This is a genomic window from Bacillus sp. REN16 (assembly GCF_020731355.1).
GTDB lineage: Bacteria > Bacillota > Bacilli > Bacillales > Bacillaceae_L > Ferdinandcohnia.
Window position 1 is genome coordinate 75,093 of record NZ_JAJFZK010000002.1, and the last position, 24,942, is coordinate 100,034.

Annotated in this window: 26 protein-coding genes and 2 riboswitches; of the genes, 3 read left to right on the top strand and 23 right to left on the bottom strand. The window is 38.6% G+C overall.

Features of this window, described 5'->3' with window-relative positions; translation table 11 throughout:
- Positions 1-4: 4 nt before the first annotated feature.
- The 19 genes from LKW28_RS02385 to LKW28_RS02475 all read right to left on the bottom strand — a co-directional run bounded on the left by LKW28_RS02385 (position 5) and on the right by LKW28_RS02475 (position 20,642).
- Positions 5-853: a DUF72 domain-containing protein gene (locus LKW28_RS02385; protein ID WP_229138733.1), complete on the bottom strand. Its 849-nt coding sequence runs from the start codon at positions 851-853 to the stop codon at positions 5-7.
- Between the two features lie 166 nt (positions 854-1,019).
- A complete protein-coding gene (gene sufB, locus LKW28_RS02390) occupies positions 1,020-2,417 on the bottom strand; it encodes a Fe-S cluster assembly protein SufB (protein ID WP_229138734.1) in 1,398 nt (465 codons plus the stop codon).
- Between the two features lie 33 nt (positions 2,418-2,450).
- Positions 2,451-2,885 carry a Fe-S cluster assembly sulfur transfer protein SufU gene (gene sufU / locus LKW28_RS02395; protein ID WP_229138735.1) on the bottom strand — a complete coding sequence of 145 codons (435 nt, stop codon included), beginning with the start codon at positions 2,883-2,885 and terminating at the stop codon, positions 2,451-2,453.
- Positions 2,875-4,095 (bottom strand): cysteine desulfurase, encoded by a 1,221-nt coding sequence (locus LKW28_RS02400; RefSeq protein ID WP_229138736.1) that lies wholly within the window; start codon positions 4,093-4,095, stop codon positions 2,875-2,877. The genes sufU and LKW28_RS02400 overlap by 11 nt, the downstream gene beginning before the upstream one ends.
- Positions 4,095-5,402, bottom strand: coding sequence for a Fe-S cluster assembly protein SufD (gene sufD, locus LKW28_RS02405; protein WP_229138737.1), 1,308 nt, complete (start codon positions 5,400-5,402; stop codon positions 4,095-4,097). The genes LKW28_RS02400 and sufD overlap by 1 nt, the downstream gene beginning before the upstream one ends.
- Positions 5,403-5,419: 17 nt before the next feature.
- Positions 5,420-6,205, bottom strand: a complete 786-nt coding sequence (sufC, locus tag LKW28_RS02410) for a Fe-S cluster assembly ATPase SufC (RefSeq protein ID WP_229138738.1) — start codon at positions 6,203-6,205, stop codon at positions 5,420-5,422.
- A 416-nt stretch (positions 6,206-6,621) separates the two neighbouring features.
- Positions 6,622-6,774 carry a hypothetical protein gene (locus LKW28_RS02415; RefSeq protein WP_229138739.1) on the bottom strand — a complete coding sequence of 51 codons (153 nt, stop codon included), beginning with the start codon at positions 6,772-6,774 and terminating at the stop codon, positions 6,622-6,624.
- 256 nt (positions 6,775-7,030) lie between these two features.
- Complete coding sequence (locus LKW28_RS02420) at positions 7,031-7,873, bottom strand: MetQ/NlpA family ABC transporter substrate-binding protein (protein WP_229138740.1); 843 nt, start codon at positions 7,871-7,873, stop codon at positions 7,031-7,033.
- 14 nt (positions 7,874-7,887) lie between these two features.
- Positions 7,888-8,592 carry a methionine ABC transporter permease gene (locus LKW28_RS02425; protein WP_267497849.1) on the bottom strand — a complete coding sequence of 235 codons (705 nt, stop codon included), beginning with the start codon at positions 8,590-8,592 and terminating at the stop codon, positions 7,888-7,890.
- Positions 8,585-9,610 carry a methionine ABC transporter ATP-binding protein gene (locus tag LKW28_RS02430; protein WP_229138741.1) on the bottom strand — a complete coding sequence of 342 codons (1,026 nt, stop codon included), beginning with the start codon at positions 9,608-9,610 and terminating at the stop codon, positions 8,585-8,587. The genes LKW28_RS02425 and LKW28_RS02430 overlap by 8 nt, the downstream gene beginning before the upstream one ends.
- 264 nt (positions 9,611-9,874) lie before the next feature.
- A riboswitch (SAM riboswitch) is annotated at positions 9,875-9,981 on the bottom strand.
- A 115-nt stretch (positions 9,982-10,096) separates the two neighbouring features.
- Positions 10,097-11,419, bottom strand: coding sequence for an O-acetylhomoserine aminocarboxypropyltransferase/cysteine synthase family protein (locus tag LKW28_RS02435; protein WP_229138742.1), 1,323 nt, complete (start codon positions 11,417-11,419; stop codon positions 10,097-10,099).
- 71 nt (positions 11,420-11,490) lie between these two features.
- Positions 11,491-11,590: riboswitch (SAM riboswitch) on the bottom strand.
- Between the two features lie 190 nt (positions 11,591-11,780).
- Positions 11,781-13,058, bottom strand: a complete 1,278-nt coding sequence (locus LKW28_RS02440) for an MFS transporter (protein ID WP_229138743.1) — start codon at positions 13,056-13,058, stop codon at positions 11,781-11,783.
- Between the two features lie 94 nt (positions 13,059-13,152).
- The gene (locus LKW28_RS02445) at positions 13,153-13,458 is read right to left on the bottom strand and encodes a thioredoxin family protein (protein WP_229138744.1); all 306 of its coding nucleotides are present in this window, start codon (positions 13,456-13,458) and stop codon (positions 13,153-13,155) included.
- An 80-nt stretch (positions 13,459-13,538) separates the two neighbouring features.
- Positions 13,539-13,889: a toprim domain-containing protein gene (locus tag LKW28_RS02450; RefSeq protein WP_229138745.1), complete on the bottom strand. Its 351-nt coding sequence runs from the start codon at positions 13,887-13,889 to the stop codon at positions 13,539-13,541.
- Positions 13,890-14,148: 259 nt separating this feature from the next.
- Positions 14,149-14,532, bottom strand: coding sequence for a glycine cleavage system protein GcvH (gene gcvH, locus LKW28_RS02455; protein WP_229138746.1), 384 nt, complete (start codon positions 14,530-14,532; stop codon positions 14,149-14,151).
- A gap of 111 nt (positions 14,533-14,643) precedes the next feature.
- The gene (locus LKW28_RS02460) at positions 14,644-15,003 is read right to left on the bottom strand and encodes an arsenate reductase family protein (RefSeq protein WP_229138747.1); all 360 of its coding nucleotides are present in this window, start codon (positions 15,001-15,003) and stop codon (positions 14,644-14,646) included.
- 177 nt (positions 15,004-15,180) lie between these two features.
- Entirely contained in the window at positions 15,181-16,965 is a 1,785-nt protein-coding gene (locus tag LKW28_RS02465) for an acyl-CoA dehydrogenase family protein (RefSeq protein ID WP_229138748.1), read from the bottom strand.
- Between the two features lie 57 nt (positions 16,966-17,022).
- On the bottom strand, positions 17,023-18,201 hold the full coding sequence (locus tag LKW28_RS02470) for an acetyl-CoA C-acetyltransferase (RefSeq protein WP_229138749.1): 1,179 nt from the start codon (positions 18,199-18,201) through the stop codon (positions 17,023-17,025).
- 56 nt (positions 18,202-18,257) lie between these two features.
- Entirely contained in the window at positions 18,258-20,642 is a 2,385-nt protein-coding gene (locus tag LKW28_RS02475; RefSeq protein WP_229138750.1) for a 3-hydroxyacyl-CoA dehydrogenase/enoyl-CoA hydratase family protein, read from the bottom strand.
- Between the two features lie 244 nt (positions 20,643-20,886).
- On the opposite strand from LKW28_RS02475, the gene LKW28_RS02480 reads away from it, so the two are divergent.
- Positions 20,887-21,036, top strand: a complete 150-nt coding sequence (locus tag LKW28_RS02480) for a YuzL family protein (RefSeq protein ID WP_083497369.1) — start codon at positions 20,887-20,889, stop codon at positions 21,034-21,036.
- A 38-nt stretch (positions 21,037-21,074) separates the two neighbouring features.
- On the opposite strand, the gene LKW28_RS02485 is transcribed toward LKW28_RS02480, so the two are convergent.
- The gene (locus LKW28_RS02485; protein ID WP_229138751.1) at positions 21,075-21,992 is read right to left on the bottom strand and encodes a proline dehydrogenase family protein; all 918 of its coding nucleotides are present in this window, start codon (positions 21,990-21,992) and stop codon (positions 21,075-21,077) included.
- A gap of 217 nt (positions 21,993-22,209) precedes the next feature.
- Between LKW28_RS02485 and LKW28_RS02490 the strand changes: the two genes are divergently transcribed.
- Positions 22,210-22,512, top strand: a complete 303-nt coding sequence (locus tag LKW28_RS02490) for a hypothetical protein (RefSeq protein WP_229138752.1) — start codon at positions 22,210-22,212, stop codon at positions 22,510-22,512.
- 16 nt (positions 22,513-22,528) lie between these two features.
- Positions 22,529-22,906, top strand: coding sequence for a spore coat protein (locus LKW28_RS02495; RefSeq protein ID WP_229138753.1), 378 nt, complete (start codon positions 22,529-22,531; stop codon positions 22,904-22,906).
- A gap of 38 nt (positions 22,907-22,944) precedes the next feature.
- Here LKW28_RS02495 and LKW28_RS02500 read toward each other — a convergent pair whose 3' ends face one another.
- The 3 genes from LKW28_RS02500 to LKW28_RS02510 all read right to left on the bottom strand — a co-directional run bounded on the left by LKW28_RS02500 (position 22,945) and on the right by LKW28_RS02510 (position 24,904).
- Complete coding sequence (locus LKW28_RS02500; RefSeq protein WP_229138754.1) at positions 22,945-23,193, bottom strand: YusU family protein; 249 nt, start codon at positions 23,191-23,193, stop codon at positions 22,945-22,947.
- The gene (locus LKW28_RS02505; protein ID WP_229138755.1) at positions 23,165-23,971 is read right to left on the bottom strand and encodes an IucA/IucC family C-terminal-domain containing protein; all 807 of its coding nucleotides are present in this window, start codon (positions 23,969-23,971) and stop codon (positions 23,165-23,167) included. Before LKW28_RS02505 ends, LKW28_RS02500 begins: the two co-directional genes overlap by 29 nt.
- Before the next feature lie 111 nt (positions 23,972-24,082).
- Positions 24,083-24,904 carry an ABC transporter ATP-binding protein gene (locus LKW28_RS02510; RefSeq protein ID WP_420708797.1) on the bottom strand — a complete coding sequence of 274 codons (822 nt, stop codon included), beginning with the start codon at positions 24,902-24,904 and terminating at the stop codon, positions 24,083-24,085.
- Between the last annotated feature and the right edge of the window lie 38 nt (positions 24,905-24,942).

The following is a 24,942-nucleotide window of genomic DNA, read 5'->3' on the forward strand; positions in this document are numbered from 1 at the left end:
AGGATTAACTAAAAAAGTCTAATTGCCGTGGGGCAAGACCTTTATATTCGATTCCAAGCATGTCGATAAATTGCTTCGCATTGTCTGCAGCATCTCCACCAGAGTTATTATTGAATAATACATAGATGGTTTCACTTTCTTGACCCAGCATATGGATATGGTTGATCCATTCTTCTAGCTCTTTCTTATTATACTTATATAAGTACCTGACATCACGCCAATTGCCTTCGTTTGGTTTCGTCCATCCATGAACATTGCGCCCATGAAATCGTACAAGTGTTTTATTTTGGTCAGTTGGATGAAGGACCATTGGTATGGAACCAGAGCCAGCCTGTGGTTCGTCGCAGATACTGTGAATCCAACCTTCTTGTTCCATAAATAATAAAGTTTGAACTTTCAGTTGTGGTGAAAACCATGATTGATGGCGAAATTCAAGAGCTACCGGGATATCTTTCATCTGATCCTTGCACCATCTTAAATAGTCTACATTTTCACGTTTACAATCATACCACGGTGGAAATTGAAATAAAACCATGGCCAGCTTGTTTGCTTGCTTATACGGTTCAAGTGACAAACGAAATGCATCAAACATATCTTTTCTTGATTCAAAGGGTATTTCTCCACGCAGATGTCCTGTCATTCCCTGGTAGGCTTTGACAATGAATTGAAAAGAACCAGGTGTATTTCTTACCCATTTTTCTATGTTCCGTTTTGGTTGAATCGCGTAGAAGGATGTATCCACTTCAACGATTGGAAAATGACCTGCATATTCCTTTAATTTATCTTTTGGCGATGTACCAGCAGCATATAGGCTATCATGGTCACCCCAGCCCGTTACACCGATGTAAATCATGGTTTCACCTCCATTACTCTTATATATATTATTCATTTTAACACTTAGGGGAAGGTTTTTAATACATAACGCTTCACTTTTGGGATGATTACCTTTTATAGCAAAAATCAAAAACAAGGCAAGGGTTTCCCCTTGCCTTGTAAATCAACATTTTTAATTGTTGGTATTAACCAATAGAACCTTCCATCTCGAACTTTATGAGTCTGTTCATCTCAACAGCGTATTCCATTGGAAGCTCTTTTGTAAATGGCTCGATAAAGCCCATTACGATCATTTCAGTTGCTTCTTGTTGAGAAATACCACGGCTCATTAGATAGAATAATTGTTCTTCAGATACTTTTGATACCTTTGCTTCGTGCTCTAATGAAATATTGTCATTTAGGATTTCATTGTATGGAATTGTATCAGATGTTGACTGATTATCCATGATTAATGTATCACATTCAATATTTGAGCGAGCACCATCAGCTCTACGGCCAAAGTGTACAATTCCACGGTATGTTACTTTACCACCATGTTTTGAAATTGATTTCGAAACGATTGAAGATGTTGTATTTGGTGCAAGGTGAGTCATTTTCGCACCTGCATCCTGGTGTTGACCTTTACCAGCGATTGCGATAGAAAGTGTCATACCACGAGCACCTTCACCTTTAAGGATACATGCTGGGTATTTCATTGTTAACTTAGAACCGATGTTACCATCAACCCATTCCATTGTTCCATTTTCTTCAACAACAGTACGTTTTGTAACTAAGTTGTAAACATTGTTAGCCCAGTTTTGGATGGTTGTATAACGGCAATACGCATCCTTTTTAACAATAATCTCAACTACCGCACTGTGAAGTGAGTTTGTTGTATAAACAGGAGCTGTACATCCTTCAACATAGTGTACACTTGCACCTTCATCAACAATAATTAATGTACGCTCGAATTGTCCCATGTTTTCAGAGTTGATACGGAAATATGCTTGCAGTGGTGTATCAACCTTGATGCCAGGTGGTACATAGATGAATGATCCACCAGACCAAACAGCTGAGTTCAATGCTGCGAACTTGTTATCGGTTGGAGGAATTACCTTTGCCCAGTGCTCACGGAAAATGTCTTCATTTTCTTTAAGAGCTGAATCTGTATCTTTAAATACAATTCCAAGTGCTTCAAGGTCTTCCTTCATGTTGTGGTAAACAACCTCTGATTCGTACTGAGCAGAAACACCAGCAAGGTATTTTTGTTCAGCTTCAGGAATACCTAATTTATCGAAAGTAGCCTTAATTTCTTCAGGTACTTCATCCCAAGACTTTTCAGATTTCTCAGATGGTTTTACGTAATACGTAATTTCATCAAAGTTTAAGCTGTTTAAGTCTCCGCCCCATTGTGGCATTGGCATTTTATAGAAATGCTCTAAAGACTTAAGACGGAAATCTAACATCCATTGTGGTTCTTCTTTCATTCGAGAGATTTCTTCAACAATCTCTTTTGTTAAACCACGTTCTGAACGGAAGATTGAAACGTCTTTATCTGCAAAGCCATATTTATAATCGCCGATTTCAGGCATTTTCTTTGCCATAATACATTCACTCCATTCTTATTTGAGAGAGTTTTATTCGTTCTTAAATCCCTTTTCCATTGCTTTCCAAGCTAATGTTGCACATTTAATCCGCGCTGGGAATTTTGAAACGCCCTGAAGTGCTTCAATGTCTCCTAAATCTATTGCTTCATCATATTCATTTCCTAGCATCATTTCCGAGAAAATTTGTGACATTTTTAATGCATCTTCAATTTTCTTGCCTTTAATCGCTTGAGTCATCATGGAAGCGGATGACATAGAAATGGAACATCCCTCACCGTCATATTTTGCGTCTTGGACAATACCATCGTCAACTTTTAAAGTGAGATGAATACGGTCCCCACAGGTTGGATTATTCATGTCAATTGTTAACGCACCATCTTGAATAACTCCGCGATTTCTTGGCTTTTTATAATGATCCATTATCACCTGTCGGTACAAGGTATCAAGATTTATGTTAGAATCCATTGCTGAAATACTCCTTTGTTTTGATGAGTCCTTCAACTAGTTTATCAATTTCTTCTTCAGTATTATAGAGGTAAAAACTTGCACGAGCAGTAGCAGATACCTTCAACCATTTCATCAACGGCTGTGCACAGTGATGTCCTGCCCTTACAGCGATACCTTCAGCATCTAAAACTGTCGCAACATCATGTGGATGAACATCATCAATATTAAAGGTTACGAGTCCTGCACGATGTTTAGGTCCATAAATGGTTAGACCCTCTATTTGTGACAATCGTTCCATTGCATAATTTGCTAACTTGTGCTCATGCTCTAGGATGTTTTCGAGACCAATATCCTCTAAGAAGTCGATTGCAGCACCTAATCCAATTGCTCCAGCGATAGTTGGTGTTCCAGCTTCAAATTTCCATGGAAGCTCTTTCCATGTTGATTCGTATAAATCAACAAAATCAATCATTTCACCACCAGTTTCAACTGGCTCCATTTTTTCAAGCAATGCTTTCTTACCATATAATACTCCGATACCAGTTGGTCCGCACATTTTATGGGAAGAAAAAGCAAGGAAATCACAGTCAAGATCTCGAACATCAATCTTCATATGTGGCGCAGCTTGGGCACCGTCAACGACCATAATTGCTCCTTTACGGTGTGCAATTTCGGTAATTTCTTTGATTGGGTTGATTGTTCCCAGAACATTAGAAACCATTACGACTGATACAATTTTCGTTTGATTTGTAACAGTAGCTTCGACATCCTTTAGATCAATTGAACCATCCTCTTGTAGAGGAATATATTTTAATTTCGCACCAGTACGTTTTGCAATTTGCTGCCAAGGAATAATGTTGGCATGGTGTTCCATATAAGTGATGACAATTTCGTCGCCCTCTTTAAGATTATCGCGCCCATAGCTTTCAGCAATCGTATTTATTGAAGTTGTTGTTCCACGGGTAAAAATAATCTCTTGAGTAGAGGATGCGTTAATAAATTTCCGAACCTTTTCACGCGCATTCTCATAAGCATCAGTTGCTTTTGTACCAAGGGTATGAACTCCACGGTGTACATTTGAATTATACTCGCGATAATAGCGATCAACTGTTTCGATAACAGTAACAGGTTTTTGAGATGTAGCAGCACTGTCCAAATAGACAAGAGGTCTTCCATTAACCTCTTGATCTAAGATAGGGAACATGGAACGAATCTCTTGGATATTCATTATCTAACTTTCCTTTCGATTACCTCAACTAGTTGTTTTTTAACTCCTTCAATTGGAAGTTGGTTTACAACTGGTGCAAGGAATCCATGGATCACTAAGCGCTCAGCTTCCATCTGCGGAATTCCACGGCTCATTAGATAATATAATTGTACCGGGTCAACCTTACCAACAGATGCAGCGTGACCTGCTGTTACATCATCTTCGTCGATAAGTAAAATTGGGTTTGCATCTCCACGGGCTTTTTCGCTAAGCATCAATACTCTTGATTCTTGTTCTGCATTCGATTTCGAAGCACCATGTTCAATATGCCCAATTCCATTAAAGATTGAGCTTGCGCTGTCCTTCATCACACCATGTTTTAAAATATATCCTTCGGAATTTTTGCCATGGTGAGTAATTCTTGTGGTGAAGTTTTGCTTTTGCTCGCCACGACCGACAACTACTGTCTTCGTATCCGCGTAGGATCCATCCCCAACTAAATTCGTGATATTTTCTGAAATTGTATCTCCATCATTCATGAGTCCAAGTGCCCATTCGATTTTACTATCACGACCGATTACACCACGACGAGTAACATAGGTTGTATTTCCCGTTGCTAAGGCATCTACAGCACCATATATTACTTTCGCATTTGCACCCAAAATAACCTCAGACACAATATTCACTACTGTATTTACAGAATCAGTTGTTGAAAGATAGTTTTCAACATAAGTTACAGAACTATTATCTTCAGCCACAACAATTACATGGTTAAAAGTGGCCGCTTCACCATTTTCTTGAATGAATACAGCATGTAGCGGAACTGATACTTCCACATTTTTTGGAACATATACGAATGCTCCACCATTTACAAGAGCAGCGTGCAAAGCAGTTAAACGATGTTCATCAACCTTTACAGCTTCTGTCATAAAGTATTTTTGAAGAAGGTCACTATGCTCACGAGCAGCTGTATGAATATCTGTAAAAATAACGCCACTTGCTTTCACATCTTCAGTAAGAGAAATAAAAGCTGGTGTATTATTGCGTTGTATATATAAATTCTTTTGTTCTTCAACATGAATTAAAGATTTGATTTCTTCAGGTAACTCGTCAATTGAGCTGTATGGAGCACTTTCTACAACATGATTTGCAAATTGAGTAAAGTTCCATTTGTCAATTTTTGTTTTATCTGGTCTTGGCATTGGAAGGTCTTCTGCTTTTTCAAGCGCTTGTAAGCGAAGCTCCTGAAGCCAACTTGGTTCACCGAGAGTAGACGAAAAACCTCTGACATAATCTTTATCAAATGGTAATTTCGTATCGATTGTCATAATAATCCTCCTAACGCTTACGCTTCTTGATCTACAGTTTCATCTTCAATTCCTAGTTCTTGCTTGATCCAATCGTATCCTTCTGCTTCCAGACGTTGTGCAAGCTCTGGTCCGCCAGATTTAACAACACGTCCTTGCATCATAACGTGTACTTTATCTGGTGTAATATAGTTAAGTAAGCGTTGGTAGTGAGTGATGATTAAGCAACCAAACTCTTCTCCGCGCATTTCATTAATTCCTTTTGAAACTACCTTTAATGCATCAATATCAAGTCCAGAGTCAATCTCATCAAGGATTGCAATCTTCGGCTGAATCATCATTAATTGTAGAATTTCATTACGCTTCTTTTCCCCGCCTGAGAAGCCTTCGTTAAGATAACGTTGAGCCATGTCAGGATCCATTTCTAAATAGTCCATATTTTTGTCCATTGTACGGATGAACTTCATTAGTGAGATTTCATCGCCTTCTTCACGTCGTGCATTAATTGCAGATCGAAGGAATTCAGCATTTGTAACACCACTAATTTCACTTGGATATTGCATTGCTAGGAAAAGACCAGCGCGTGCACGCTCATCAACTTCCATTTCTAATACATCTTCACCATCTAAAGTAACGCTACCACTTGTAACCTCATATTTAGGATGACCCATGATTGCAGATGATAATGTTGATTTACCTGTACCATTCGGTCCCATGATTGCGTGAATTTCTCCGCCTTTTATTTCAAGATTTACTCCTTTTAAAATCTCCTTGCCTTCAATTTCGACATGAAGATCCTTAACAACTAAAGTTGATCCTGCCATAACTACTACCTCCATTAGACAAAAAATATTTTGTATAGTTTTGACAAATAAAGTCAAAACTCTATTCTCATTTTATTCTCATTACAATCTTATAACAAATTCAAAGTGATATCAACCTTTACACATTGCTAATCAGATTACATTTTCAGCAATGTGCAGATTGATTATTTACTGTGAATTTCGATCAAATTTTGAGAATGATGAAAAGTGATAAACTGGGTGTTTTTTCTTAAACCTTGTCCATAACTAAGATAACACAAATAAATGAGATATGTAAGGTACAGGGGTTATGCATGTGCTTTAAGCCTTAGCTCTCGGTTTATTTTTCACATATTGGGTTAATTCATTCTATAATGTAGTGTCCATGATAAAAACCCAGCGTTGCAGCACTGGGTTTCATAAAACGAATTTTCTATTTAAATATTAATTCTTCGATCAATTTGAGCGCCTATTATTCTGCCCTGCTTATACTCTTGTTCACGGTTTTTCTCGACCCGTAAACGCTCCTTAAACTTTCGACAGTAATCCTCATAGCCAATTCCATGTGCCTGGTGCATTGCCTTTTCCATTTCGCCCGTATAATTTAAACGGATTCGATTGATAATGAATCAATCCCTTCAATTTAATTAACTCATTTCAATGGTAGCACCATCTGCATTTTGCCTCAATGACGGGATTTCTCAATATTCTAAGCTACCTATTCTTATTTCCCTGTATGGGTAATAAAAAGAACATGAGGTATACAATTAAGACAGTTTCCTCAGATTTCCTCGCAAATATTCAAGAATTGAAAAGAAGCTTACCATTTGGCAAGCTTCTTTCTTCTTACTTCACTGTAGTAACAGCACCAGCATATTTTTCTTCAATAAACTTTTGAATTTCTTCAGATTTTAATACTTCAACTAAAGCCTTAATTTCTTCGCGGTCTTCATCACCCTTGTTAACAACAATTAAGTTTGCAGGAACTACATCATCACCTTCAAAAGCAATTCCTTCCTCCGCAATATTCACTCCACCCTCAAGAGCGTAGTTCGTGTTAATAACAACCGCATCACCTTCACCATTTTCAAATGAAGTAGCAAGTAGTTTTGCTTCTATTAAAGTAGAGAAGTCAAGATTTTTTGGGTTTTCAACGATATCTTCCACTCTTGCTTGGTCACCAACACCCTCTTTGAGCTTGATAACACCTTCTTTTTCAAAAATCGGTAAAATACGGCCATGATCACTAAATGAATTGCTCATGATAATCTTTGCTCCATCAGGAAGCTCACTTAAACTTTTGTATTTCTTAGAATAAACCCCGATCGGTTCTTTGTGAATTTCACCAACACTTACAAAATCAAAATCTGGATTATCCTTTAATTGTAAATCTAAATAGCCTGGTGTTTGGAAGTAGTTTGCATCAAGCTCTTTTCCATGCAGGGCTACGTTAGGTAAAATATAGTCTGTAAATACTTCAATTTTCAAGTCAATTCCTTTTTCCTTTAATAAAGGTTTTGCCTCTTCAAGCACTTCGGCATGAGGAACTGCTGATGCACCAACGACTAGTTCTTTATTTCCTTCAGATTCTTTAGAGTCGCCGCCTTCGTTTGTTTCATCAGTTGACCCACAAGCAGCCAATGTAAGGGCTAATAATCCAATTAATAATGCTAAAAAAAGTTTTTTCATTTTTGCTCCTCCTGTTATCTCTTGTCTGTATGTTTTGTAAAATAATCACCAATAAATTGAATGATAAATACCAAAATTAGTATCGCGACAGTCGCAATAAATGTAATAATCGGCTTGCCACCTTGGAATCCATATAAGTATGCAAAATGCCCTAAACCACCGGCACCGATAACACCAGCCATAGCAGTGAAGCCAACTAATGAAATCGCCGTTACAGTAATCCCTGATATTAATGCCGGTAACGACTCTGGAATTAATACCTTATAAATGATTGTTGAGTTTTTCGCTCCCATTGAATGAGATGCCTCGATAACACCTTTATCAATTTCACGCAAAGCAATTTCAACCATTCTCGCATAAAATGGTGCAGACCCAATAATAAGGGAAGGTAACGCAGCATTTGGCCCTAACATTGAGCCCATTACAATTCTTGTAAAAGGTATCAATAATACAATTAATATAATAAATGGAATTGAACGAAAAATATTAACAAGTGCAGATACAATTCGATTGATCACCGAATTTTCCCAGGCGTTTCCTTTGTCCGTTAAGAAGAGAACCAGTCCTAAAAATAAACCGATGATAAAAGTTGCAAGCACTGAAATAGCAGTCATATATAAGGTTTCTAATGTTGCCTCCCAGAGATTCCCCCAGTTTAAAGCCTGATAATCATTCACCTGTTTTTCCCATTTAAGTAGTTCTTGAAATTGTTCAAGCATTTTCAATCACCTCGGCTTCTACTCGTTGGAGTCGAATAAATTCAATGGCTGAAGTGATTTCCTCAACATCACCAGTAAGATGGATAAACAATGTTCCATATGATCCATTTTGGGTTTGCGAGATCTTACCTTGTAAAATATTCACTTCTACATTGAAGTCCCTGATTAGTCGGGTGATTAAAGGCTTTTCAGCATCCTCCCCGATAAAAGTAAGCTGAACGACTTTTCCATCTGGGAAATGATCAAGTAAATGCTCAATCGTTTCTTTCGTTTCCTCAGGATCTGATACCTGTTGTACAAAACTTTTAGTAATGTTTGCCTGAGGCTTCTTGAATACATCAAGTACTAGCCCTTGCTCGACAATTTTGCCACTTTCCATCACGGCAACACGGTGACAGATTTTACGAATAACATGCATTTCATGTGTAATTAATACAATCGTTAATCCTAATCGTTCATTGATGTCAACAAGCAAGTCCAAAATAGAGTCCGTTGTTTGCGGGTCTAGTGCAGACGTTGCCTCATCACAAAGTAATACCTTTGGGTTATTAGCAAGTGCTCGTGCTATGCCCACCCTCTGCTTTTGACCGCCACTTAGCTGTGAAGGATAAGCATCTTCTCTTCCTTCCAGACCAACTAACTTAATTAGCTCTGTAACTCGTGCTTCCCGTTTCGCCCTTGGAACTTTTGCAATTTCTAGCGGAAACGAAATATTTTCTTTAACTGTTCGCGACCATAAAAGGTTGAAGTGCTGAAAAATCATGCTAATTTCTTGACGGGCGTCACGTAATTCTTTTCCTTTAATGGTTGTAATATCATGACCAGCTACCGAAATTGTTCCATCCGTAGGTGTTTCAAGTCCATTCAGCAAACGAATGAGCGAGCTTTTACCGGCACCACTGTAACCGATGATTCCAAAAATTTCACCTTCATTGATTTCTAAATCAACGTCCTGAACAGCAGTAACAGAATTTGTTTTTGTTTTATATATCTTCTTTACATTTTTTAGAGTTATCACGTTTTCACACCTTCTATCCTCAGAAATGCGCAAGGCGCCTGCCTATCGGTGACAAGCATAAGACGAGCGCTGACAGAAGGTGTATTTTACCTTCCGAAGCGATTGGCTTATGACCTCGAACCGATGGGCATGGAGCTAGACATCTTAAAAAGAAAACTATGCTTAGTTTGTGCGATATAGTAAATAAATAAAGCTATTAAGGGCTATTAATTGAAAAAGCCTTTCTGCAATTAGGAGCAGAAAGGCACAATATCGTAATCCTTCCTCTCATTTTCCAAAGCTTTGCTTTGTGTGAATTGGCACCTTTTCAACTAATTGTTGACGGTTGCTGGGTTTCATCGGGCACATCCCTCCACCACTCTAAATAAGAGTTATCAAGTTTATTTACTTTTAATATCGTACTAAAACAACACGAGAGTTATCTTATCATCTGTCTAATAAGGTGTCAATGAAAAAGTTGTGACTACATTTCTAATTTTAAATCAATTAAACAGTTGGAAGAGGTAAAACTGAGCTTGTTCCATTTGCTGCTTTGATGGCTTGCTCCAGATCCTCTAAAATATCTTCAATATTTTCAATTCCAACAGATAAGCGAACTAAATCTTCCGTAACCCCAGATAGTTTTAAATCTTCTGGGCTTAATTGTTGGTGTGTTGTACTAGCTGGGTGAATGATTAAGCTCTTCGCGTCCCCAACGTTTGCAACGTGTGACCAGAGCTCAACACTATTTATTAATTTCTCACCAGCTTCTCTTCCACCCTGGATACCGAATATAATGACTGAGCCTGCACCCTTTGGCAGATATTTATCAGCTAATTGTTTGTGAGGGTGATTGTCTTCACCAGGATACAATACCCATTCAACTCCAGGATGATCTTTAAGATAAGAAACAACTTTTTTCGTGTTTGCAATATGTTCCTTCATACGAACGTGTAATGTTTCAAGACCTAGGTTAAATTGGAATGAATTAAATGGGCTCAAAGCTGGCCCTAAATCACGAAGAAGTTGAACTCTTGCTTTGATGATAAAGGCAACAGGCCCTAATGCATCCGCAAAAACTAAATCATGGTAGCTTGGATCTGGTGTTGTAAATCCAGGGAATTTTGGAGAATTCCAATCAAATTTACCGCCATCAACAATTATTCCACCCATTGTTGTTCCGTTTCCAAGTAACCATTTTGTAGCAGAATGGACGACAATGTCGGCACCATGCTCAATTGGTCTACATAGGTAAGGTGTTGCAAATGTGTTATCAATAATTAATGGAATTCCGGCTTCATGGGCAATTTTTGCTACAGCTTCAATATCTAGTATATCTAAGCTTGGGTTTCCGATTGTTTCAGCAAAGATTGCCTTTGTATTCGGAGTAATTGCTTGACGGAAGTTTTCCGGATTATTTGGCTCTACTAAGTGCGCTTTAATTCCATATTTTGGAAGTGTGTTGGCGAATAGGTTGTATGTTCCACCATAAAGTGTGGAAGCAGATACAATCTCATCACCTGCACCCGCAATATTTAGAATAGCAGTCGTAATTGCAGCCATACCACTTGATACAGCTAATGCTCCAACTCCGCCTTCTAGCTGGGCTACTCTTTCTTCAAAAACAGTTGTAGTTGGGTTATGGATACGAGTATAAATATAACCATTTTCTTTTAACCCAAATAGATTTGCAGCATGTTCTGTTGTATTGAATTTAAAAGCATTTGATTGATAGATTGGTACTGCTCTTGCCCCTGTTACTGGATCTGCCTCTAGACCACCATGAACCGCGATTGTTTCTGGTCGATAGTTCTTTTGTTTCTCACTCATTTGAATCTCTCCCTTATTTTATATAATTAAAAACCCTCTTCAATAAGAAGAGGGTGTATGTACAGTTTCTCTTCTTATCTCTCAGACATATGTCTGATGGATTTAGCACCGTGTAAATTAACCGGTTGCCGGGCTTCATAGGGCCATTCCCTCCGCCACTCTTGATAAGAGTAATATGAAATTTTGATACTTTAATAAGTTAATATTATGCTAACTCTTTTTTAAATATAAGTCAACAGGAATTTTTAGAAAAAAAGAGCAATTTAAAATTCCTTGTTTTTTCTATATTTTTGACGCCGGAATCGAATATTTTCAACAAATTTCGTATGTCTACTCCTTTTTTCCCGGGAAATATGACATTTTATGATGTTTTGGCTAGGGCTTTTTCCTCGTCACGAAAAGATTTCCTACTGAAAACAAGAAGGAAATAAAGAGATCCAATTAAATAGAGGACGGATGTAATAGTAAAGACATATGCATAACCCCAATAAGCCCCGTTCATCATCACAATCGAGGTCGATACCGGTCCCATTAATGCCCAACCTAATGAAAATACCATTTGATTAACTGAGTTTGCTAGACCTTTCATCGAATCATTCACTCGCCCCATAACAAGCGACGCTTGGATGGGGTTACCCGCATTCATAAGTGCTTGCCTAAATAAAAAGGCAATCGCAGCAATGTAAAGATTCTCGGTATACCCTGTAAGTAAAAGGAATGGAAGTGATGACAGCTGCAAATAAACCACTGCTCGAACCTCTCCCACCTTACTAACAATGTAGGGACCTATTATCATTGCAACTGCTGTTGCAGCTTGCCCCAACGAAAGGATTATTCCGATTATCGTATTACTAGCCAGAAAGCGATCTGCAAAATACAGATTCAGGTAAGGAATAACTAACCCAGAACCAAATCCAATGATCATTTGTGCAAAAGCAAACATGGCAATTAGTTTAATTTGCGATTTATTTGCTTTTAATTTTTGGCCAAGCGATTCTATTTTTTTAATTTCCGGTTGTTTTCTGCGTAGTTCATTCATTTTAAAGATGGGTAAGATTCCAGCAACATAGATAATTGTCGCAATTAAAAGGGTTATTCTTACACTCCAGAGTCCACTCAAATGAAATATAATTTGGAATGCGTCAGATAATGCCCCACCTGCAATATTTCCAACTACCTGTGCAACCATCATGATGGCAGAATGGAAACTAAAGAGATGAACCCTTTGTTTAGCAGTCGAGTTTTCCGCTAACCATGGAACACCGGAAACTTGGATAAAGGCCGTTGACAATCCTGTTAAAAAGGCAGTTGCGACTAGTAGCTGCTCGGCATCTAATATGCTTCTAGCAAAGAAGGCGATTGTTGAAACTGCAAGACCAAGAATCATCACTTTCTTCCTGCCAAATTTATCACTCATAAGACCTGCGGGTACTAGAATAATCGCTGATGCTAGAGCAGTCATGGCAATGATGGTTCCGTTTGTTTGCTCTGAATAGCCTAGTTCTCGTACATAGAAGTTATACATGATGGTGAACATCCCCATGCCTAACTGTGTAAAAATAGTCGTTAAAATAAATAGTTTAATATTTTGATTGTATGATTTATATTGTGATTTCCACCCAGTAACTATGCTGCTCATATACGCTCCTGATATATTCGATATTTCGACTCCCTAAACATCATACAACTTTTCACAAAAATTGCAATAAAAAAACAACGCTATGGGTGCGTTGTTAGTTCTTTGATAGGAGTTCAAGCAAATATGGAACCGAGTGGAAAGCGTAGTATTTTTTTGCCGCTATCCCGTCTTTCACATGCATCAAACAAGGGACACTCTCGATTTGCCATTCCAATGCTTTTTGAGGAAGATAATTGAGGTCACTTTTTCCAATGGTTATGTTAGGAAGAAGTTCATCTACCACCGTGATCATTTTCGATGCCACTTGGCAGGTTCCGCACATAGGAGTGTATAAGTAAAGCCAAAACTCATCCTGGTAGGCGAGTTGGGCATTAATTTCGTGTTCATTCCATTCTTTCATGATTACTACAACCTTTATATTCTTATTGCTTTCTATTGTATCATGTTCTTAGGTAAAACATGTGATTCATGCTTAAGTTACTACAATAAAAATTCAGCGTGAACATCAATATTTGCTGATAGAAGTACGGTTGCAATATGCTGTTCAGGTGCTGTCGCAACCTCACGATATGTCTTATCGATAAACAAATGCCGTGCTTCAGGAAATTCGCGTTTAAATTGTTTTCTTAGCTTATCACCCGCATTGTCAGCATCCACTAAAATAAAAACATCTTTATTAAATAAATGTTCGATTAATTCATCAAGTCTTGAGATGCTAATCGTTCCGTTTGTACAAATGATTTCTACCGGTTCATTCACAACCGTTTCAACCTTTTTTTTGTCTGTTCTCCCCTCAACAATGATTACTTTTTCTATATCGTCAAAAGCCACCATTTCATCACCTTATCTCAAGTGTACATTTTTGTGCCTATATATCACTCTATTCGATGTGTACAACTGCTTTTCCTTTATTTTATAGCTAGAATTAAGGTTTGGTGAATTATTTACGCAGCCAGGTAAAAAAAGGCAGTGGAAAAATCACCACTGCCACGCCATTTATCCTTATTTTTATAGTGTCCTAAACATGCGAATCTAATCAAAAAAGAACCATGAATAAGGAACCCGCCCTACCATGATTCTTTTGAAGAAATTAGTCTTCTTTGATCATTTCCTCATACTGTTCAGCTGTCATTAGGTTTTCTACCTCTCCTGCATTAGCTGGTTCGATAACAACCATCCACGCTTTTTCATATGGAGATTCGTTTACAAATTCTGGACTGTCATCAAGATCTTCGTTAATCTCAACAATTTTACCGCTGATTGGTGCATATAGCTCAGATACAGTTTTAACAGACTCTACACTTCCGAATGGCTCGTCTGCTTTGATTTCGTCGCCAACCTCTGGAAGTTCGACGAATACGATATCACCTAATTCGGATTGTGCGAAATCTGTAATCCCGATACGTACTTTGTCCCCTTCGACTTTCACCCATTCATGTTCTTCAGAATAACGTAGTTCTTTAGGTGTGCTCATTTTGTACCCTCCATTAATTCGATTTTATGAAATTTTTGTGGTCCACTTTGATGAGTTATCTCAGGCAAAGTGTTTTATGTAAAAGTCCTTTTTAAGGTCTTCCATCCGATGTTATTTTACCCAAGCTTCTTCAAACTTCACTTCATTAAATCCTACCGTTACCTTGTTACCATCTGTTGTGAGTGGGCGCTTAATTAGCATTCCATCAGATGCAAGTAGTTCAAGTAATTCATCCTCAGACGCGGAAGCCATTTTATCCTTCAACCCAAGTTCGCGGTATTTTTGTCCACTAGTATTAAAGAATTTCTTTAATTCCAATCCGCTGGTTTGATACAGTTCTTTTAATTGCTCTTTTGAAGGTGGGTTTTCTACAATATGTACTTCATTAAAATCAACCTGATGCTCCTCTAACCATTTTTTCGCTTTTCGACAGGTTCCGCATTTTGGATACCAATAAAATGTTAATGCCATATTCTCACCACCTTACAACCATATCTAACAAGAATATTTTAACATATTAGATTTTGAATTTAAAATGATTCAGTATACCAATGATTAATTTCGACTTATTTCAAGTTTCTCCTTCAAAGAAAAGAAAAAAACGAAAGAAAAGCCCCTCGTAAAAAGGAGCTTCTTCTGATTAATTGATTACACAGTGTATTTTTCAGCATCAATTAGAGTTGCTGCGATTTCACGTTTCTTCACGATCACATTTACTGGAGTAAAGCGGGTCAGTTTGCGCAAAGCAGATGTCATCATTCGCAATACATCACCTTCTTCTGTTGCAACAAGGGTCTCTTTTGCATGTGCTTCAATTTCATTGAAAGCTTCTTGAACAAATACTTGTGTGTACAGGATCTTTTGCTGATTCTTAGCTTCGCCTGATTTATTGATTGCTTTTTCAGTACGAAGAAGGACTGATTCCATCGCATAAATATTGGCTGCGATATCTGCAATATTTGCAAGGATTTCTTGTTCTTTCTCAAGTTTTGGACCAAATTTCTGTGCAGCAAGTCCTGCAATCATTAATCCTATCTTCTTCGCATTTCGAACTAGGTATTTCTCTTGCTCAAGAACACCTTTGCCTACTTCCTCAGGCATAAGCATCATAAGTTCCTCTTGAAGTTGTGTTGCTTTCTCAAGCAAAGGTAATTCTCCCTTCAATGCCTTACGCAGGAATGTTCCAGGAACTAATAGGCGGTTGATTTCATTTGTTCCTTCGAAAATTCGGTTAATACGTGAATCACGGTATGCTCTCTCGATTTCATACTCTTGCATAAATCCATATCCACCGTGGATTTGAACACCTTCATCAACGACATAATCTAATACTTCCGTATTAAAAAACTTATTAATTGAGCACTCAATTGCATATTCAGCAATAGATTTTGCCACTTCCTTACCATTTTTCACTTCTTCTTCTGATAGTTGGCCCATTCGGTCTTCGAAATAACCAACTGTACGGTACACGCTTGATTCAGCAGCATAGATCTTTGAAGCCATGTTCGCCAATTTCTCTTGGATTAATCCAAATTTGGATATTGGGGTTTTGAACTGCTGACGTTGGTTTGCATATTTTACCGCAAGTTCGAATGCACTCTTAGCTCCACCAACCGCACCTACACCCAGTTTATAGCGGCCAATGTTTAAAATGTTAAATGCAATCACATGACCTCTGCCAACTTCACCTAAAAGGTTTTCGACTGGAACGTGTGCATCCTCAAGAATTAATGTACGTGTTGAAGAGCTCTTAATTCCCATTTTCTTTTCTTCTGCACCAGTAGATACTCCTGGATACTCCCGCTCAACAATAAATGCGGTGAATTTATCGCCATCAATTTTTGCATATACAACAAATACATCTGCAAAACCAGCGTTTGTAATCCATTGCTTTTCACCATTTAGGACATACTGAGTTCCTTCTGCATTTAATTTAGCAGTCGTTTTTGCACCAAGTGCATCAGAACCTGAACCTGGCTCTGTTAACGCATATGCTGCAAGCAGCTCACCTGTTGCTAATTTAGGAAGGTATTTTTGTTTTTGTTCTTCGTTACCAAACAGAACAATCGGAAGAGAGCCAATTCCAACATGTGCGCCGTGTGAAATGGAGAATCCCCCTGCTCTTGCCATTTTTTCCGCAATTAATGCTGAGCTTACTTTGTCTAGTCCTAGACCACCATACTCTTCTGGCACGTCTACTCCTAAAAGTCCAAGATCTCCTGCACTTTTTAATAATTTGACAGAACGATCAAACTCGTGATTTTCAAGATGCTCTACTTGTGGAAGAACCTCATTTGCTACGTAATCCTCCGTAGTTTTTGCTATCATTTTATGTTCATCAGTGTAATCTTCCGGTGTAAAAACACGGTCTGCTTCAAGATCCTCAATTAAAAAGCCCCCACCTAAAACGACTTTATCAGTTGCATTTGACATATTATTTCCCCCTAATGATTTATTCTGAGGCTAACCTGGATGGTTAGCCGATATGTTTTACGCTAATAATTCAAATACTCCGGCAGCTCCCATTCCGCCACCGATACACATTGTGACAACACCAAACTGTACATTGCGTCGTTTCATTTCATGCATTAATGTAAGTGTTAATTTTGCTCCTGTACATCCAAGTGGATGTCCTAATGCAATTGCACCGCCATTTACATTTACTTTCTCTTCATCAAGACCAAGCTCACGAATAACTTGAAGTGATTGCGATGCAAAGGCCTCATTTAATTCAAATAATCCAATATCAGATAGCTCAAGACCAGCCATTTTAAGTGCTTTCGGAATAGCTGCTACTGGACCGATTCCCATGACTTCAGGCGGTACGCCTTGCACTGCGAACGACCTAAATTTCACGAATGGCGTTAAGCCTAAGCTAGTTGCTTTTTCACGGTCCATGACCATTACTGCTGCTGCACCGTCACTTGTTTGTGACGCATTTCCTGCGGTAACTGAACCAGTTACTGAGAAAGCAGGTCTTAATTTTGCTAATACTTCAAGATTTGTTTCTTCACGCACACCTTCATCCTGTGAGAACAGGATTTGCTTTTCGACTAATTTATTGTTTGCACCAACATGACGAAGGGTGACATCAACAGGTACAATCTCATCTGCAAACTTTCCTGCTTTAATTGCAGCTGCTGCTTTTTGATGACTTCTTACCGCAAAAGCATCTTGGTCTTCACGGCTAACACCATACTTTACTGCAACTTGCTCGGCTGTATGGCCCATTCCCATATAATATTCAGGTGCTGTTTCTGCAAGTTTGGCGTTTGGACGAACCACATGTCCCATCATTGGGACCAGACTCATAGATTCAGCTCCACCCGCAATGGCAGTATCAGAGTGGCCAAGCATTATTTTTTCGGATGCATAGGCAATCGATTGAAGGCCAGAAGAACAATAACGATTTACTGTAATTGCCGGAACTGTATGAGATAGTCCTGCTAACGCACCAATATTTCGTGCCATATTTAAGCCTTGTTCAGCCTCAGGCATTGCACAGCCGATGATTAAATCATCGATATTCCCATCATAATTCCCCGCACGCTTTAACGTTTCTTTGACAACTAACGCTCCTAAATCATCTGGTCTTACATTTGCAAGTGTCCCTTTTTTCGCTTTTCCAATTGGGGTTCTAGCTCCGGCAACGATGACTGCTTCTCTCAAATATATTCCCTCCTAACTTTTTATCAGGCAAGAGATTGAAGGTATCAATCTCCTTTTTAGTTACGTAATGGTTTTCCTTTTACAAGCATATGTTGCATTCTTTGCTGTGTCTTTGGTTCACCAACAAGGCTTAGGAATGCTTCACGCTCTAACTCTAGTAAGTATTGCTCATCTACCTCTGTACCGTATGGAACATTTCCTCCCGCAATAACCCATGCAAGCTTTTTCGCAATCTTAAGGTCGTGTTCTGAAATATAGCCAGAATACTTCATTGCTTGAGCACCTAGCAGTAATGTTGCATAGCCAGTTTCGCCAACTACAGGTACCTTCTTCCTTACCGGTGCTTTATACCCTTGTGCAGACAAAGCCAATACAGATTGTTTTGCATCATGGATTAGATGATCACCATTAAAGCTTATACCGTCTTCTTTCGTTAAGAAGTTATTGGTGCGCGCTTCTTCAGCTGATGTTGAGACCTTTGCCATTGCAATTGTTTCGAATACTTTATTTGCGACATTTTGAAGATTAACCTCGACACCTGCCGGCATTCCCCCAAGATGGTTGAGATAAAGTTCTTTGTTACCGCCACCGCCAGGGATAACACCAACACCTACTTCAACTAGCCCCATGTACGTTTCGCTTGATGCTTGAACCTTAGCTGCCGGTAAACAGATTTCTGCACCCCCGCCTAGGGCCATTCCAAACGGTGCGACTACCACAGGTTTTTCACTGTATTTGATATTCATCATCGCTTGTTGAAAATTGCGTACGACTAGGTCAATGTCATAGAAATTATCATCCTGCGCTTCCATTAAAATCATCGCAAGGTTTGCACCGACACAGAAGTTTTTCGCTTGGTTTCCGATAACTAGACCTTTATAATTTTTTGCTACTTCTTCAAGCGAGGAATTGATCATCTGAATAATATCGAAACCGATTGCATTATTTGGAGACGTGAATTCCAACAATGCAACCTCATCACCTAAATCTATTAAACTAGCTCCACTATTTTTCTTAATGACGCCATTTGTTTCTTTTAATGTTTTAATATGAATGTTCTTCGGATTTACTTTAGCAGCTTTGTATTCCCCATTTTGATAATAGGACAAAGCGCCATTTTCTTTTTTGTAAAAAGAAGTATTTCCGTTTGCAAGCATTTCTTTAATCCACGCTGGTACTTCAACACCTTCTGCTTCCATCCTTTTCACAGAATGTTCAAGTCCGATCGCATCCCACATTTCAAATGGGCCTAATTGCCAACCGAAGCCCCACTTCATTGCCTCATCAATGGCAACAATGTCATCTGCAATTTCACCTAGCAGATTTGCTGAATAGATGAGTGTTGGACTTGTTATGTTCCATAAAAGCTTTCCAGCTCGATCTTCCGCATATAAGAGGGTTCTTAGCTTATTCGCTGTACCTTTTACTTGCTTGATGGATGCCGTAACTGGAGTTTGGAGCTTCTTACGCTCTTGGTATTTAAGTGTTTCAGGGTTTAATTCCAGGATATCCTTGCCTTTTTTTAAGAAGAAGCCTTGGCCGGATTTACTCCCTAGCCATCCTTTTTCCTGCATTTTCTTCATAAAGCCAGGGACATTGAAAACCTCTTGTTCATCGCCTTCAACTTGCTCATAAACATTGTTTGCAACGTGTATAAATGTATCTAGCCCTACAACATCCAGAGTACGGAAGGTGGCACTCTTTGGCCGGCCAATCATTGGACCTGTAACTGAATCCACTTCACCAATGCTATATCCACCTTTAAGCATTTCACGAACAGTCACAAGCAATCCATATGTTCCAATTCGGTTTGCAATGAAATTAGGTGTATCCTTCGCTTCAACGACACCTTTACCAAGTACGTCCTCACCAAAAGATTTCATAAATGAAAGTACTTCTGGGCTTGTGTTTTTTGTCGGAATCACTTCAAGCAATTTCAAATAACGTGGTGGATTGAAGAAATGTGTTCCTAAAAAGTGCTTTTGAAAATCTTCTGAACGTCCTTCAGCCATTGCTTCAACTGAAATACCAGACGTATTGGAGCTGACGATGCTGCCTGGCTTTCTTACCTCGTCGATTTGGCTAAATACTTTTTTCTTCACTTCAAGATTTTCAACAACCACTTCAATAACCCAATCAACATCCGCAAGCTTTTGGAAATCATCTTCAAAGTTCCCAGCTGTGATTAACGCGATGTTTTCCTTTGAGGTTAAAGGTGCCGGCTTTTGTTTTAGCAGCTTTTGGACCGCTAAGTTGCTCAAACGATTTCGAACTTCTTTATCTTCAAGTGTAAGCCCTTTCCTTTTTTCTGATTCTAAAAGTTCACGAGGAACAATATCTAATAGTAAGGTAGGTATTCCGATGTTTGCTAAATGTGCAGCAATACCTGAGCCCATAACCCCCGAACCAAGAACTGCAGCTCTTTTAATGCTTTGGATCATTCACAGTTTCCCCCTTTGACTCGATTTGAATGAACACTCATTCATTTTCCCTTCAAAAAAAATATCCCTACTTCAATTTCAATCCAAGGATTTTGAATATCTAAAAGAATGAGTTCCTTTATATCTAAATATAAAACAATATTTAAATTTTCGCAATATATTCAAGAAACAATTTTTGTTTTTCTTTTTAATTTGAATGTAAGTAAGGGAATCAGGTGATTCTATGAATGGAGGTGACAATCGAATGGCTAAAGTTGATAAAAACCCATCTAAACGTGCTGTTAGTGCAGCAAGCGTAAAAGGAAATGCAGGACCTGATTCCAGAGCAAAGTTTGGGAAAACCGGGTCCACAAACCAACAATACGGGGCGCATAATACGGGCGGAGAAGAATAACGAAAAGGGGGCTGTTGATGTACAGCCCCCTTTCATATTTACTTCCCAAATACACCTTTTAAAACGAATGCTACATTTGCTGGACGTTCTGCAAGACGTCTCATGAAATAACCATACCAGTCCGTTCCATATGGTACATACACACGCATCGTATAGCCTTCTTTTACAAGCTCCTCATGGCGTTCTGTACGAATTCCGTAAAGCATTTGGAACTCAAATTGGTCATGGCCGATATTATGCTCCTTCACTAATTCCTTCGTATATTGAATCATTGCCTCATCATGTGAAGCAACTGCTGTATAGTTTCCATTTAACAAATGCATCTTTATGATTTTCTTAAAATTATCGTCGACATCCTTCTTCTCTGGGAATGCCACTTCAGGAGACTCCTTATAGGCACCCTTGACGAGGCGAAGATTCGGATTATAATCATTAAGGTCCTCAATATCCTTCACAGTACGATATAAATAAGCTTGAATGACCGTTCCTACATTATCGTAGTTTTTTCGGAGCTCTTTAAAGATCTCGATTGTCTTCTCGCACCTACTATAATCCTCCATATCAATGGTAACGAAGACATTATTTTCTTTTGCAGCATCAAGTATTCTGCGCATATTACTCATTACTACCTCATCCGAAATATCCAAGCCCATTGAGGTCATTTTTAGAGAAAGCTGCGCATTCAATTTTTCTCGACCAATTGCTTTAATTGCCTCAATCGATCCGTCAGCCATCAGATTAGCTTCTGCTACACTATCAACAAATTCTCCAAGGTAATCAATGGTTACAGCAAGGCCCTTTGCATTAAGCTCTTTAATTTTTTTCAGGGCTAACTCAATGGTTTCCCCGGCAACAAATCTTGCTGCACCGAAGCGTAATCCATATTTTCTCGCCATTTTTGTAAACGCTTTATTTTTCGATAAAAATAAAAAGAAATTTCGTAAAACTTGTTCCATGCCAAGTTCCCCCTCGAAACGTACTCTAGTTGACATTCTACTAATCTCTCAAATTCACATATAGTTTATCATGTTTATTTTACATTGAATATACATCTGAAAAATTTTATTAAACGTTTACATTTTGTAATCTATCTATATTTTCAATATATGCATTGCATACAAAAACGTTTTGTTGGCAACCTAATATTGAAAAAACGTAAAAGGAGGCTTTTATATGCAGCAACAGCAAGCTTTTTATACACCAAAAGGAGCTCAAATGGCTGAAGCACCTGCGGTTATTACATCAAAGGATTTGTTGTATTTAACCGATATGTTGTCCTGGAACCTTTTAGCATTAAAAAAGGCACATTTCTTTGCAAGTCAATGCCAGATGGCCGAAATTTCACAGGCCATCGAAAAATCATGTCAAATGCACCAACGCCACTATCAGCAAATTTTAAATCATATGGAAAAGCATACTGGGCAGCAGCCGCAACAACCTGGTCAAAGCCAAATTCAAAGCCAGCAAATGCAATAAAAAAGGGGGTTACATAATGAATCAACCAATGAACCAACAGATGAATCAGCAGATGAATCAAAACCAAAACCAAGTAAAAAATCCTAAAACCACTGTGCCAAAAACGCCGCAAATGAATGATCGCGACTTTATCAACGATATGCTGGCAACAGAAAAATACATGACAGCAGCATATAGCACTGCCTTAAATGAAATGAGTCATGACGGGCTATATGAGGATATCCGTTCCATTTTTAATGAAACGCAGGATTGTCAACGAGAGCTCTATAATCTCATGTTTAAAAATGGCTGGTATAAGCTTGAAGAAGCAGAAACACAAAAGGTTCAACAAAAACTACAACAGTTTTATAACTATACAACAACACAATTTCCAAACCATAATACTATTCAGTAGAAAAAAAGAGATGAAGCCCTTTATAGGTGCCTCATCTCTTATTTCGTTCTTGAACGATGTTCTTCATTCAATTTCTTGATTTCTGTTATGATTTCCTTGATACCTTCTTTGGCATCCGGATATGTTTCGTTCCAATGCTTAGCAAGTGGTGGCATTGATTTTGAAATATGCATGTAAAGCGACCAAAGCTTTACTTTTTCCTTTAATTCAGGTGAACTTTCACCAAGTAAAAGCTCTGTGTACTTCTCTAGCAATCCATCAACTTGTTTTTCTATTTTTTGATTCATCTTTCTTATCTCCCATTTTGCAATTTAGCGGGCATGTTTTGCAGCGGTCCCCAGTACTCGTTGTCTTATAGTAAAGACAGCATGTTTTCCTTGTTCGGATGTTTTGGTCATATTCTGGACGATATACCTTAACACCAAAATAGCGTGTTAACGGGTTGAAGGCAATCGGCCCAAACAGTTCCCCTTCCGCTTTCTTTATTAGGAACTCAAAGTCTTCCTCGATGATTTTTCGTTTATCATCGAACTTTGGTTTGGCTAAAACAGATTCATAGAGCCAATACACATAAATTGCAATGTTTTCCCAAAGAACCTTTTTCGATAGGCCCGAATGTTTTGTAAGTGTTAGTAAGACTTCGTGGATATGATCATGAAAAATGGCGTGAACCGTCTCAGCTCTCCATTGCTCCCGAGAATCAGAAGGTGCAGGTACTGTTTGAAGGTCGGAAAAATAGAACTTCGGATTCCAATACCAGATTTTCTCCTCGTCGCTTGTTTCTAATGAAATATTAGATAATGAGACATTTAATCGTTTATTTAAAATTGTCATTGCAAACAAATTCAGGACCGCAAAAAAGCCATAACGTTTCATGAACATGGATGCCGCGACTCGTTTATCCGGTGCTGAAATTTTTTGTCCGATATTCTTTATATATTGCTTTATTTTTTCATCCTCAAAAAGCTCTATCACTGGACTTGATAGATTTGATTTAAATCTCTTGTCACTAAAACGAAATTCCTTTAATTGTTCGATTTCACTTTCCAAAAGGAAATTAGACATCATTATACTCCTACCTTACTTTATCAAATGCGCCATGGCGTATTTGCGCCCAGATTTTTTCGAGCATGCTCGAAAAGTTTCCTTTGAAAATCTGTGGCATCCGCCGGAGGCTTAAACTTTATTCAGCTGCTGCTGAATAAAGTTTATACGTCTTCCCTTGCCGTGCGGGATGCATAAAGGTGTTCCAAACAACGGATCAACTGCTATTTCACACTTCATCCCAAACACATCCTTTACAAGGCTTTCATTCACGACAAGTTCAGGTCTGCCCTGACCATAGATTTGTTTGTCTTTAATCGCTACAATATGATGAGCATAGCGACATGCCAAGTTTAAATCATGTAAAACCATGACGATGGTTCGTTTTTCAGTTTCATTTAGTTCGAATAACAGGTCGAGAATCTCGATTTGATGTGTCATATCAAGATAAGTAGTTGGTTCATCAAGCAAAATAATATCAGTTTGCTGCGCAAGTGTCATCGCAATCCAGGCACGCTGGCGTTGACCACCTGAAAGCGAATCGACAGTTCTTTCGGCGAAATCCGTCATATTGGTAGCCTTAAGTGCATGATTGACTTTTGCTTCATCTTCTTCCGTCCATTGCTTAAGCCAGTTTTGGTAAGGGTAACGTCCTTGTTTGACCAGTTGGAGGACGGTCAAGCCCTCAGGAGCTGTTGGTCCTTGAGGAAGAATGGCAAGCTTTCTCGCTACTTCCTTTGTCGGAAGCTTTGCGATGCTCTCCCCTTCAAGGAGAATCGCTCCTTGTTTAGGCTTCAGTAACCTTGCTAAAGAACGAAGCAAAGTTGACTTGCCACATCCATTCCCACCAATGAAAACAGTAATTTCACCCTTTGGAATTTCCAGATGTAAGTCATCGATGATAATGGAGTCCCCATATGATAATGTTAAGCCTTCTGTTTCCAAAGCATTCATCAAGACGCCCCCTTTCATAATGCCGTATTACAAGTAAC